At 46.0% G+C, this 12,724-nt stretch carries 14 protein-coding genes; 8 read left to right on the top strand and 6 right to left on the bottom strand.

What is annotated here, in order from left to right; translation table 11 throughout:
* The first annotated feature begins 60 nt into the window (after positions 1-60).
* Positions 61-1,176 (top strand): aminopeptidase, encoded by a 1,116-nt coding sequence (locus ACM6JA_RS08775; RefSeq protein WP_414851982.1) that lies wholly within the window; start codon positions 61-63, stop codon positions 1,174-1,176.
* A gap of 17 nt (positions 1,177-1,193) precedes the next feature.
* Here ACM6JA_RS08775 and ACM6JA_RS08770 read toward each other — a convergent pair whose 3' ends face one another.
* From ACM6JA_RS08770 to ACM6JA_RS08760, 3 genes are all read right to left on the bottom strand, one after another.
* Positions 1,194-1,523 carry a hypothetical protein gene (locus tag ACM6JA_RS08770; protein WP_414851981.1) on the bottom strand — a complete coding sequence of 110 codons (330 nt, stop codon included), beginning with the start codon at positions 1,521-1,523 and terminating at the stop codon, positions 1,194-1,196.
* 111 nt (positions 1,524-1,634) lie between these two features.
* Positions 1,635-2,162, bottom strand: coding sequence for an isoprenylcysteine carboxyl methyltransferase family protein (locus ACM6JA_RS08765; protein WP_414851980.1), 528 nt, complete (start codon positions 2,160-2,162; stop codon positions 1,635-1,637).
* A gap of 2 nt (positions 2,163-2,164) precedes the next feature.
* A complete protein-coding gene (locus ACM6JA_RS08760; RefSeq protein WP_414851979.1) occupies positions 2,165-3,229 on the bottom strand; it encodes a type III polyketide synthase in 1,065 nt (354 codons plus the stop codon).
* A gap of 291 nt (positions 3,230-3,520) precedes the next feature.
* Between ACM6JA_RS08760 and ACM6JA_RS08755 the strand changes: the two genes are divergently transcribed.
* From ACM6JA_RS08755 to ACM6JA_RS08745, 3 genes are all read left to right on the top strand, one after another.
* Positions 3,521-4,207 (top strand): GGDEF domain-containing protein, encoded by a 687-nt coding sequence (locus ACM6JA_RS08755; RefSeq protein WP_414851978.1) that lies wholly within the window; start codon positions 3,521-3,523, stop codon positions 4,205-4,207.
* A gap of 159 nt (positions 4,208-4,366) precedes the next feature.
* Positions 4,367-4,984 (top strand): DUF47 domain-containing protein, encoded by a 618-nt coding sequence (locus ACM6JA_RS08750; RefSeq protein ID WP_007728239.1) that lies wholly within the window; start codon positions 4,367-4,369, stop codon positions 4,982-4,984.
* On the top strand, positions 4,977-5,996 hold the full coding sequence (locus tag ACM6JA_RS08745) for an inorganic phosphate transporter (RefSeq protein WP_414851977.1): 1,020 nt from the start codon (positions 4,977-4,979) through the stop codon (positions 5,994-5,996). The genes ACM6JA_RS08750 and ACM6JA_RS08745 overlap by 8 nt, the downstream gene beginning before the upstream one ends.
* 62 nt (positions 5,997-6,058) lie before the next feature.
* Here the strand turns inward: ACM6JA_RS08745 and ACM6JA_RS08740 are convergent, their stop codons facing one another.
* From ACM6JA_RS08740 to ligD, 3 genes are all read right to left on the bottom strand, one after another.
* Positions 6,059-6,298, bottom strand: coding sequence for a hypothetical protein (locus tag ACM6JA_RS08740; RefSeq protein WP_414851976.1), 240 nt, complete (start codon positions 6,296-6,298; stop codon positions 6,059-6,061).
* 125 nt (positions 6,299-6,423) lie between these two features.
* Positions 6,424-7,221, bottom strand: coding sequence for a prolipoprotein diacylglyceryl transferase (lgt, locus tag ACM6JA_RS08735; protein WP_414851975.1), 798 nt, complete (start codon positions 7,219-7,221; stop codon positions 6,424-6,426).
* 73 nt (positions 7,222-7,294) lie between these two features.
* Positions 7,295-8,197, bottom strand: a complete 903-nt coding sequence (gene ligD, locus ACM6JA_RS08730) for a non-homologous end-joining DNA ligase (protein ID WP_414852237.1) — start codon at positions 8,195-8,197, stop codon at positions 7,295-7,297.
* A gap of 169 nt (positions 8,198-8,366) precedes the next feature.
* Here ligD and ACM6JA_RS08725 point away from each other — a divergent pair, with 169 nt between their 5' ends.
* Genes ACM6JA_RS08725 through ACM6JA_RS08710 form a run of 4 tightly spaced genes read left to right on the top strand, consistent with a single transcriptional unit; the run spans position 8,367 to position 12,711 of the window.
* Positions 8,367-9,947 carry a spore germination protein gene (locus ACM6JA_RS08725; RefSeq protein ID WP_414851974.1) on the top strand — a complete coding sequence of 527 codons (1,581 nt, stop codon included), beginning with the start codon at positions 8,367-8,369 and terminating at the stop codon, positions 9,945-9,947.
* Positions 9,944-11,110: a Ger(x)C family spore germination protein gene (locus ACM6JA_RS08720; protein WP_414851973.1), complete on the top strand. Its 1,167-nt coding sequence runs from the start codon at positions 9,944-9,946 to the stop codon at positions 11,108-11,110. Before ACM6JA_RS08725 ends, ACM6JA_RS08720 begins: the two co-directional genes overlap by 4 nt.
* On the top strand, positions 11,103-11,339 hold the full coding sequence (locus ACM6JA_RS08715; RefSeq protein WP_414851972.1) for a hypothetical protein: 237 nt from the start codon (positions 11,103-11,105) through the stop codon (positions 11,337-11,339). The genes ACM6JA_RS08720 and ACM6JA_RS08715 overlap by 8 nt, the downstream gene beginning before the upstream one ends.
* A 13-nt stretch (positions 11,340-11,352) precedes the next feature.
* Entirely contained in the window at positions 11,353-12,711 is a 1,359-nt protein-coding gene (locus tag ACM6JA_RS08710) for a GerAB/ArcD/ProY family transporter (RefSeq protein ID WP_414851971.1), read from the top strand.
* Positions 12,712-12,724 lie beyond the last annotated feature (13 nt).

Raw genomic sequence — 12,724 nt, 5'->3', positions numbered from 1 at the left:
GTAGATTGTATCGGTAAAAATACAAGAGGAATCAGAAAATTTAAAAAGGGTGTGCCACGAATGAGAGACTCACGATTAGATCAATTAGCGTACAATCTGGTTAACTATTCTGTACGAGTACAGCCAGGGGAAAACATTTTGATCAACGCGAAAGGGGACACACCGGATTTGGTGCAAGCCCTCGTGCGTGAGATTTACAAAGCAGGCGGCAGTCCTTATGTTCAATTGATTAATCCCGCCGTAAGCCGAGAAATCGCAATGAATTGCAATGAAGAGCAGTTGAAGACCATGGCTCAACATGAAGTTGAACTCATGGAGAAAATGCAAGGTTACATCGGGATTCGTGCAGCGAACAACATCAATGAGATGGCTGATGTTCCAAGTGACAAGCTCGGCATCTATTCTCGCCTGTATGAGCTGCCAGTGATGAACGTGCGCGTGCCTAAAACGAAGTGGGTTGTTCTTCGTTACCCGAATCCTTCCATGGCACAGCTTGCGAACATGTCTACAGCAGCTTTTGAAGATTTTTACTTCCAAGTATGTAACCTGGATTACGCGAAAATGGACAAAGCAATGGACAGTCTGGTCGACTTGATGAATCGCACAGACAAGGTTCGCTTGGTAGGGCCTGAAACGGATCTCAGCTTCTCAATCAAGGATATTCCTGCTGTAAAATGTGCTGGCCTGCGCAATATTCCAGATGGTGAAGTGTATACAGCACCTGTGAAGGATTCCGTAAATGGCGTTATCACCCATAATGCGCCAACACCATACCACGGCTTCACTTTCGAAAATGTTCGCCTGACCTTCAAGGACGGTAAAATTGTGGAAGCGACAGCGAACGATACCGAACGTTTGAATCAAATTTTGGATACGGACGAGGGGGCGCGCTTCGTTGGCGAGTTCGCTATCGGTGTGAATCCTTACATTCGCAACCCGATGAAAGATATCTTGTTTGACGAAAAAATAGACGGAAGCTTCCACTTCACGCCTGGTCAATGCTATGACGAAGCATACAATGGCAACAAATCGTCTGTGCACTGGGACATGGTTTCCATCCAGCGTCCGGATTGGGGCGGAGGAGAAATCTGGTTTGATGACGTCCTGATTCGCAAAGATGGTCGTTTTGTCATTGCAGAGCTTGAATGTCTGAATCCAGAAAACCTGAAAGGGTAAGGCAAAGCCTACCCAAATCATTTGTCGTACTGACGAAGCCTTTCGTGAGCAAGCATAATATCCATTTCTAGCTGAAATAGCATGTGCAGATTGCTTGAAGGAAGAGTAATTCTGCGTGCCGCGTGGTAGAGAAGTGGCTTGTTTTGTTTGAAGACGGTCATGATTTCCACAACCGGAGGAACGACTTGCTTGATTCTTAGCAGACTTTGCAAATAGCGAAGAAAGGTTTGAATGCTAGCCTGGTCATCCTTATTCGGTACCGTTTCAATCAAAGCGAAAAAGTCTCGGACGATGATACGCTTCGTCTCCTGAGGCTCCACTATGGTTGTACGATTCAATTGATCCACCTCACGGGAAAGAGTAACAGCTTCTTTTCTTTACCCGAGAAATGACAAGTGATAAACCTTTTGCTCGATAAAAAGTCTTTGGCATGTGCGTGTGCCAAAGACTTTTCGGTTTTATGACTCACGATGACCATCGTAGACGCTTGCTTCTTCCAAGGGAATCCGTATACGCAGGAGCAGCCAGGCATTCAAGAGTGAAAACGTCAGGGCAGTTGTCACAGCGGAAAATGTTAGGGGGAGTAAGAGCAGCTCAAGCGATACGACCAAGTAGTTGGGGTGACGAATGAACCGATAAGGACCTCGCTTGATCGGAGCCTCCCCCGGGAGTATGAAGATGCGAGTATTCCAGCGTTTGCCCAAGCTGCGAATGCACCAGTAACGAAGTCCTTGCGCGATCAAAAAAAGGCTGAACGGAACCGCCCACCAAGAGGGCAGAACCAAGGCGCTGCCTTTTCCCACCACCTCGAAAATAAGCGAGAGAAAAAAGAAAAGATGAAGAAGGACGATGTATTTGTAATGACTCGCCCCAACCTCGTAGCCACCTTTTGACCGGATATAGCGGGCATTCCTCATGGCAACGAGAAGCTCGACCAGCCGCTGCAACACGACTGCAACCATGACGAATCCAAAGAAGAGCAACATGACTATCTCGCCTCCAGAAGTAAGAGCTCGGAGCTAAATCCAGGTCCAAGCGCAGCGACCAAACCACGATCTCCTGGCTCCCACGCCCTCTCCAAGCTTTTTTCCAAGACGAACAAAACCGTAGGGGAAGACATATTTCCAAAATTGGTTAAGACATCTTCAGACAAACGAGTGGCCTCTGTACCAATGCCCAGAGACCGTTGGTAAGCCGTTAATACCTTGACTCCTCCTGGATGGAAAATGAAATGACGCAGATGATCAATAGACATCCCATGCGGTGACAAAAAGCTCTCGACGTTTTCTCGCATCGAAGAACGAATGAGAGTAGGGATGTCGCGAGAGAAAATGACTTTTAACCCTGGATCGGTCAATTCCCATCCCATAACATCTACGGTGTCGGGCCATGTTGTCGTTCGCGCATCACAAAATTGAACCTTAGGTGCGTCAGAAGAGGACAAGACTTGGTCTCCTTCTATTAATGCGGCTGCAGCTCCATCTCCAAATAGGCACGTTGCGACCAAATTGCTTTTAGACAAATCTTGTCGGATGAAGGTCAAGCCGCACAGTTCTACGCTCACAAGCAATACTCGCCGTGAGGGATAAGCCTGGGTGTATTCACATGCCCGCGACAATCCCATCGCTCCACCGGCACAGCCAAGGCCCCACAACGGTACACGGGTTGCTTGCGGACGGAGTCCTAAACGGTGAAGCAAGCGGGAATCAAGGCTTGGGGTCGCAATGCCAGTGCTTGATACAAACATCAGACAATCAATGGATGACGGCTCGACACCAGCTTTTGTCAAACACTTTCGGGCTGCTTCCTCGGCCAAGGCTTCTGCATGTTCGATATACAATTGATTTTTCTCTGCAAAGGGCCGGTCCTCCAAAAACCAATCCATTGGCATGCTAAAATATCGCTTCTGAATGTGACTGTGTGCAAATACGTGTAACAAACGGTCTATGTCAGGAAAAGCATCTTGAAAAAATAGGCGTGCCAGCTTCATGGAATCCTCTTGTGTAATCTCGTGGGAAGGTACTGCTGTAGCCACTGCTTCAATACGGGGCATACATTCATTCACTCCCGTCTGTCTTCATTAGCCATTAGCTTATCCCTTCCAATTGGTTCCAATTCATGTTGCACCATGTGTATAGACCACAGGCTGGTTGTCAGGATTTTTCCAAGATTCGCTTGAATGAATAAGTAACAGTTTCGTGGTTTTGCTTGAACTTACAAAAAAAGATAGGTAAAATATTCCTGATTATACGAAAAAAGACCTACTATAAACTCGTTTAGATAGGTCTAATGTCCGAATTGAATTGAAATAGGGTTACATCGGATAGATTGGGGGTAGTGTACTTTGGGCTCACGCTGGATAAGCTTGGGTGTGTCCTGTGTGATCATCTCGGTTTGGCTGATCGGATACGGATTGCCGACGGATGAGAGTATGATTGTCTTTCTTATACTTGTGGCTATCATTCAGTCGCTTGCTGCCTATCAAATAGGGAAATATGTAGATCAGTTGCGGCAGATGGCTTATCACGATTCACTTACAGGCGTTCTCGTCAATCGCAGATTTCTGGACAAGTTGGTTGAAGAAGTAGAGTTGGCAAAAAGCAATCATCAATCTGTTACTTTATTGTTTATTGATTTGGATAATTTCAAAATATTCAATGATTCATTTGGCCATTTGGAAGGCGACCGACTCCTTTGCCAATTTGCAAGACTCTTGCAAACAAGTGTACGTAAACAAGATACGGTTGGAAGATGGGGTGGGGAAGAATTCGTCGTTTTGTTAACACATACAGACACAATAAGAGGACTGGCAATCGGAGAACGTATTCAAAATCAAGTGAGGCACGCTCTTTCAGGTGTCACGGTCAGCATCGGAGTAGCCTCGTACCCACACCATGCTTCAACAGCGGAAGAGTTAGCGAAAAAAGCAGATATGCTTATGTATGAAGCGAAAAAAAGGAAAGATTGCATGATGGTTGCTTCGAATGAAAAGATAAATATTGGCAAGAATAACACTCGTCATCTCTCTTGACACGGGTGTTTTTTTTGATTGTAAAGGGCATTTACAAAAACTTAACAATTCCTTAAAGAAAAATATACACACTTGACCTTGATTTTAAATTTACGGAAACAATAACTTTCGATATAATCTGTAAGGTGTCATTTATTCAAAGGAGTGAAGAAGTCCCGTATGTTGAAATCAAACAAGTATATCTTCTTTGATCTGTTCGAGCAGCAGATTGCCACTGTGCACAAAGGAACTCATCTTTTCTATGAAATGATAGGAAACTATCAAGATCTAGAAACAAAGGTTAAGGCAATCAAGGCTGTCGAGAAAGAAGGAGACGAGATCGTTCGTCGCATCATGAACGAGTTAAACTCCACTTTTATCACTCCGCTTGAGCGTGAAGACATTCACCAACTCGCTCATACGATGGACTCGATGATCGACTACATTGACGGTGTCGCTGATCGTATGTATCTGTACCAAGTGACTCAACCAGATCCACGTGTATTGGCACAAGCAAATATTTTGGTAAAATGCTCGGCTAAGCTGATCGAGCTGATTCGCACACTGCGCAAGCTGGATCATAAAGTCGTTACACAAATCGCTGGGGAAATCAAAGATTTGGAGCATGAATCTGACTCCAACTACCGCAAAATGGTATCTGATTTGTTGAATTCTCCTGATACCAACCCAATGGAAGCGATCAAACTCAAAGAGATTTACGATAAGCTCGAAGACTGTGCTGACTTTGCTGAGGACGTCTCCAACCTGGTAGAAGGGATCGTGTTAAAGAATGCCTGATCTTTCGCCAGAGTTGCTTATTCTGGTACTCGTCGTCATCATGGCGCTAGCTTTTGACTTTATCAATGGTTTTCACGATACAGCGAATGCAATTGCGACTTCTGTTTCGACGCGTGCATTAAGTCCGAAAACCGCGATTATTATTGCATCCGTGTGTAACTTGCTTGGTGCACTTTCGTATACAGGTGTAGCGAAGACAATCGGGGGAGGCATTACCGATCCATTCAAACTGGAAAATGGATTGGTCGTCGTTTTGGCCGCGTTGACATCTGCGATTTTGTGGAACCTGATCACCTGGTGGTTCGGAATTCCTAGTTCGTCCTCGCACGCGATTATCGGCGGTGTTGCAGGTGCTGCTTTTGGTGCCGCAGGAAGTGGTGCCATTAACTGGTCAGGCTTCATTAGTATTATCCAAGCGTTGATCGTATCACCGCTTGTTGCCTTTGCTGTTGGTTTTGTCGTGATCAAGCTTGTGTCTTGGTTTGTTCGTAACTCAGCGTACCACAAAACCAATCGAAATTTCCGTTCGATGCAAGTCGTGTCAGCAGCTTGGCAGGCCTTCAGCCATGGAGCCAACGATGCGCAAAAAACAATGGGCGTAATCACCCTTGCTCTGATTTCTGGAGGATTCTTGATACAAGAACCGGGCGAATTCGTCATTCCACTGTGGGTAAAACTCTCAGCTGCTATTGCAATGGCTTTAGGTACAGCCTTTGGTGGATGGCGTATCATCAAGACCTTGGGTGGTAAGATTATGAAAATCAAGCCAATTTCCGGTTTCTCAGCAGACCTGTCTTCTGCCTTGATTATCACAATCTTTACAGCTTTGAAACTGCCGGTGAGCACAACGCATGTGATCACATCCGCCATCTTGGGGGTTGGGGCATCGCAAAAGCTAAACGCAGTAAAATGGGGCTTGGCTGGCCGAATTTTGGTCACTTGGGTCATTACCCTTCCGATTACCGGACTTTTGGCTGCAGCATGCTACGTCGTGTATGACGTATTCCTGTAGAGCTACATCTTTATACAACAGACACCTTTCCGTGTAGAGTACGCGGGAAGGTGTCTTTTTCATTAATTTGATCCAGTTAAACGCTCCCATAAGCCGGGCTTGGGTTTAATTTGTACGAGGCGTACGGCAGAGAATGGGATGTAGTCCAGCGAGCCATCCCGCTCTTCAATTAAAATCCCATTTGGGCTGTAATCATATAATTTGCCTTCTGCATATGCGGATAATCCTTGACCGATCATATCAGGAGCAAAATGAATACGTACGTAGCGATCGAGATACTCTTCCAAAATTCCATCATCCATGTTATTCTCCTCCTTTTTTCATTCTTTCTCCTAGTTATTGCCTGCATTGCGACAATTCAGACAAGGTAAAGAAAAAACCACCCAGTCGGACTGACCTGAGTGGTAATGGATATAGCGTGTTGACGTTATTCAATTGAGTTTTGGGAATGTCCTGTCTGCTTGCTTTTGCGTGCAAACACGAGCATCAAGATGACACCGGCAGCAATTAAGCACAGACTGACTAATTGAGCGACACGCAGGGTATCTGCTATTAACAAGCTGTCTGTACGCATTCCCTCAATGTAGAAGCGACCGAGTGAATACAGGATCATGTAGCTAAACAATACCTGTCCATCGAATTTTTTGAACCGGTACAGCATGAACATGAGAACGGCGAAAACGAAAAGGTTCCAAAGTGATTCATACAAAAACGTAGGGTGGTAATATTGTCCGCCGATAAACATTTGTTCGCGGATGAATGCAGGGAACTTTTCCATAAACTCAGCAGAGACGGGACCACCGTGCGCTTCCTGGTTGATAAAGTTTCCCCACCGTCCGATGGCTTGACCCAAAATGACACTTGGCATAAAGATGTCAGCCAAACGAAGGAACGGCAGATTATGTTTTCGAATATACCAGCTTCCTGCCAGAACACCACCGATTAATCCACCGTGAATAGCCAAGCCGCCTTGCCAAACTGCGAAGATGTCCAGTGGATTGTCTTTGTACTGCTCCCATTCAAACGTTACATAATACAATCTTGCACAAACGATGGCTGCTGGAATGATCAGAACCACCATGTTCAAGACGTGATCAGGATCAATGCCAGAACGTTTGGAATTGTAGCGCGCGAGATAAGTACCCAAGAAAAACGCCAGCCCCATAATAATGCCATACCAGTGAATCTTTAAGGGGCCGATTGCAATTGCGATCGGATCAATCATGAATGTGCCTCCTTGCCTCAAAACATCTGTGCCAAGTATAGCACAAATAGGCTGCTGGATTCCAACTAATGGCTTACTGGGACTGCAAAAAGCCGAGGATGGCATCAAGGGAGGCTCGTTTCGTCGGAGCAGATACGGATGAGAATAAATCTCCGAATGCTTCCAGGCGTTTGGGCACCGTATAAACGGTAAAGTCTGTGGGATGAGAATGGGGAACCTCCTCCCACAGGAGTGGTGTTGATACGGTTGCCTGTTCTTTTGCACGGGTTGAATAAGGGGCTGGTAATGTTTTCCCGCGCCAGTGTTGCAAATAGTCAATGTACAGCTTATCTCCCCGATTCTTCACTAGTCGCTCAATGGTTAAAAGTGAGGGATGCTTGCTGACTAAATAGGATGCGATGAAATGTCCGACCTGGCGTGTCTGTTCAAACGTATAGCGGAGTTCAATCGGAACGTATACTTGCAAGCCGCTGGAACCAGATGTTTTGACCCATGAAGGCAGCTGTAATTCATCGAGCAGCTGTTTCAATAAGAGGGCAGACTCTATCACAACGGCAAAATCATCTGTGGAAGGGTCGAGGTCAAATACGAGCTCTGTCGGAGTCTCATCCTTGGCGAGGTGAAAGGAGACGTGCCACTCCAATGCTGCTTGATTTGCCATCCACACGAGTGTCCCCCGATCATTGCACAGTACGTAACGGACATTTTCCCACATACGCGTTTGTATCCAGTCAGGCGCATAGTCAGGGGCGTTTTTTTGATAGAAGTGCTTGTCGCCAACTCCGTGAGGGTAGCGAATGACGGTTAACAGCCGATCCTTGCTATACCGTAGAAGTGGGGCTGCGACAATCAGCAAATAGCGCAAGTAATCTAGCTTGGTTACCTTGGCCTGTGGCCATAGAGGCTTGTCAGGATTTGTAATGGACAATGTGTGATTGTCGATCGTCAGCTCGTACTCTTTTGTTGCAGTACGCAATGGCGTTTTCACCTTCCTTATTAAACGGTTTAGGTGTTCCTACTATCTCCCATCCGTGTTTCTCTATGTAAAAGGAATACCTCTTTGCATATATTTCCTGCCAATCAACCATAATACGGGTAGCTTTCTAATGGCTGGTGATGAAATGAAATTCAAGAAGAAAGATAAAATGAAAGAACTGATTGAGACAATGAATGCCTGCAGCTTGATTGAGCTGGAGGGTATACCGATTTCGCCTCAATTGGGAGAGAACATTGATCTGTTGAAAAAAATGTTCGCTGATTGCTCCGATTTTGTCATACGAGAATTCCGCCAAAAAAACAGTGTCCGAGCGATTGCTGTCTTCGTAGATGGGTTAATTGATACCAAAGAGGTCAATTCTGCACTGAAATCGTTAATGGTGCTTGAAGACGGCGATGAAGATATAAAAGTGATAGAAGAGTCACTTTTGCCCGTTTCCCAGATGGGAAGAGTAGACGATTATAAAAAGCTGCTACAAGCTGTGCTTTCAGGTGATACAGCTATTCTTGTAGAGGGAAATACAGAAGCGCTCACGCTCGGCATTCGTGGAGCAGAAAAACGCTCCGTTAACGAACCAGAAGGAGAAGCGGTCGTACGGGGGCCGCGTGAGGGCTTTATCGAAAATATTCGCACGAACACGTCGATGCTGCGGCGCAAATTGCGAACACCTCGATTGAAAATGAAGTCCTTGGTAGTTGGACGTGAGACGAACACCAATCTGGTGGTTGCCTTTCTTGATGGGATTGCTGATCCAGAGATCGTACAGGAGGTCACTGGTCGAATCAGCAAGATCAATATGGATGCTGTGCTGGAAAGCGGATATATCGAAGAGATGATCCAGGATAACACGTACTCGCCTTTTCCACAGCTGATGTATTCCGAGCGCCCAGACACGGTTGCTGCGGCATTGCTGGAGGGACGTGTCGCGATATTTGTGGATGGGACACCGATGGTTTTGATAGCGCCTGTTACGTTTTGGATGATGATGCAGGCGAGTGAGGATTATTACGAGCGATTTCAAATGGCTACGTTTGTTCGACTGTTGCGTTATCTGTTCCTCATCATTTCGCTCATTACCCCTGCCTTATATGTGGCCATTACGACTTATCACCAACAGATGCTGCCAACCACGCTCCTTTTAAGTATTGCGGCTGCGCGCGAGTCTATTCCTTTTCCTGCTATTGTGGAGGCTTTTATCATGGAAATTTCTTTTGAAGCCTTGCGAGAAGCCGGGATTCGTCTCCCGAAAACGGTCGGGCAAGCCGTCAGTATTTTAGGCGCGCTGGTCGTTGGTCAGGCAGCCGTGCAGGCAGGGATTGTTTCTGCCCCCATGGTTATCGTCGTATCGCTTACAGGGATTGCTTCGTTTACCATTCCGCATTTTAATGCATCGATTTCACTGCGAATGCTGCGTTTTCCGATCATGATTGCCGCTTCGATCCTCGGCATCTATGGAATGCTGGTATCGTTATTGCTAATCCTCGGGCATATGGCCAACCTGCGCTCTTTTGGTGTCCCTTATTTATCGCCACTAGGACCGATGTCGATCGGCGATCTTAAAGACGTACTGATAAGAGCTCCATGGTCGATGATGGAAAAACGCCCGAGCTTCTTAGGCGTACAAAACGCAAGGCGCATGAACGATGGTTATGCAAATTCTATCCAGCAAAGAGGAGGGCAATCAGGGATGACAGGGAACCGTCAGCAGAGTGAGGAGGGGCAATCGTGAAGACTGTGACCCGCGTGCTGGTAGTGTCGCTCTGTATGTTCCTAGTATCGGGATGTTGGGATCGCCGTGAAGTAAATGATATGGCCATCGTCATTGCAATGGCGATGGATAAGGAACCAGACGGCAGGTATCGGTTATCCATTCAGGTCCCACTGGTCAGCAGTCTAGGCGCACAGTCCGGAGGTGGCGGTGGGACGAGTGGTGATAAGAGTTATTACGTTGATTCCGCAGTAGGCAGGACAATTCGGGAAGCGAATGGATTGATCCAAGCAAGAATGTCTCGAGAAATTTACTACTCCCATCACCGGATGATCGTCATAGGCGAAGAACTGGCGAAGAACGGAATGTCGGAGGTGCTGGATATTGTGGCGCGCTTTCCAGAAAACAGACTGACAGCTTACATTGTCATGACAAAAGGCAAAGGAATCGAATTACTAACCGCCCAGCCGCAATTTGAACGTTTTTCAGGAGAGGCGATGCGTGAGTTGGTCAAGATGGGGGGGATTTCGGTAACGTTGAAGGATGTGGCCCAGATGCTCGGTACACCAGGGATTGATGCCATTTTACCCGTTCTGGCAGCAGTGGATTCCCATCCGAAAGGAAAGTCAAAAGAAATAGAGGCGACGGGGGTAGGCTTATTTCGACACGACAAGCTCGTAACCATCGCGAAGCCCAAAGAACTGCTCGGCTTGCGATTGTTCCAACGCGATTTTACACCGTTTTCTGTTGTGTTGTCCCTTAACAAACACGAACGGCTTACGATAACTCTTTCGAAAGGAAGGGCGAATATCAAGCCCGTAATCAGGAAAGGCCACATCCATTTCAAAATTGACCTCTACGCTTCTGCCGTTGTGGTGGAGAATATTTCAAACCTCGATCTCGAGGAAGAGAAAAATATTAGAATGCTGCAAGCGAAGCTCGTCGAGCAAATCAATAACGGTGTGAAACATATGATGCAAACGATCCAACAGAAACAATCAGACTTCATCGGGTTAGGAATCGCATTGTCAAGGAATTATCCGCGAGAGTGGCGAGACCGATATCGGAACAGGTGGAATGAGGAGCTTCCGAAAATCACATATGAAATCCGAACCAAAGTGAACATGGCCAATTTCGGGCAGACAACGAAAAATATAACCCAAGGTGAAGATGATCATGAATAGAATATTTCTGGTCTTTTTTGTCTTCATGCTGTTACTTTCCTTTGGAGAATTCATCCTGAAGCGAAAAGGCATGGATGGAAGACAACAGCGAGTCATTGTTATTTTCTACACCCTAACCATTGTTTTTCTGATTGCTTTACAATTCCAGTATTATCAAGTGCTACCCACGAGTAATTTGATGAACTTTCTATCTCCTCATGTGAAGCGGTGGGTGGATCAGTTCGTATAAGGAGGCCCCAAGTATGATTCACAAGCAAGTTGTCAACCATCGACAAATTGCCTGGCTGGTCGGCAGTGTCTTGATGACAGGAATGATGATCAGTTTCTTGCGGTCTGTCGTTCAGGTAGCAAGGATGGATGCTTGGTTCTCTCAAATTTTCCCCATCTTTTATGCGCTTTTTATCGCCTACGTTTTGAGTGGGCTGGTTGAAGCATACCCCGGGAAAAATATCTTTGAAATCTTGTTTATCATTGGCGGGAAGTGGATTGGTGGAGCTATCAATCTACTCATTTTGTTTTACATTTGGATCATCCTGGCGATCGATATTAAAGGGGCTGCTGATTTTTTACATATCTCGTTATTGCCAACCACACCATTGGAGGTCATCTTACTCGTCTTCGTCCTGCTAATGATGTACTATGGCAAAACGAGTCTTGAGGTGGCGGCACGGGTAAATGAGTTTTATTTTCCCCTTTATTTCATCATGTGCATTTCGCTATATTTCCTGCTGATTAATGAATACAACGTAGAGCGATTGGAACCAATCTTGACCAGTAGGTTGGATCGGATCGTGGTCAGCAACTTTTTACCAGTGGGTGTATATGGTGATATTTTTCTCATTGGGGCATTCTTACATGCCATTGTAGAGCCGCGACTATTTTATGCTGCGATGAAGCACGGGGTCATCATTGTTGGCTTTGGGACGACGATTATGTTGCTCGTCTTGCTCGGGGTCATGGGCTTCATTATCGCCGGTCGACTGAATTTCCCCATCTATATTCTCGTCCAGCAAATCCACATCACAGATTTTCTGGACAGGGTCGAAATGATCCTCTTTAGCGTGTGGTTCCCCGCTTTCACAATCAAGGTCATAGTTGCTTACTTGGCATTTTTAGTGGGGGTGGGATCATTTGGAGGACAGCGGCATTACAATACATTCAATGCTCCGTGTGGATGGTTTATCGTTGTATCATCCATATTTGCGTTTCCAAATGTAGCGCATATCGATCAATTTATTAGTTATAGTTTGCCGTTGATCGTGCTCGTTTTTCAATTGCCGTTGGCGATCTTTTTGCTTATTCACGTAAGGCGAAAGAATAAAGGAAGAGAGCAAAGCCTCATTCCCGAAGGAACGAAGCTTTATCGATTTTACCGGTCGATGGTGTGGATCACGAAACTCTGTTTGAGTGGATGTGTGCTAGTGATTTTTATTGGGGACTTTTTTAAGGATAAATCAGCGGTAGGAGGGGTTGCGACAGCTGTTGTGTACATTTCCCTCTTACTTATAGCGCTGTTGACGAGCTACGGGGAAATGCAAGCGCTTAATCATGGCAAGCAAAAGCTGGGAAAGGCAAAACAGGCTGGATCTTTTCGGCAATGAGGTCGAAAGCCAA

Source organism: Brevibacillus sp. IT-7CA2, from assembly GCF_949767855.1.
Classification (GTDB): domain Bacteria; phylum Bacillota; class Bacilli; order Brevibacillales; family Brevibacillaceae; genus Brevibacillus.
Note: the sequence above shows the minus strand (reverse complement) of the source record. Positions and strands in the feature narration are given on the sequence as shown.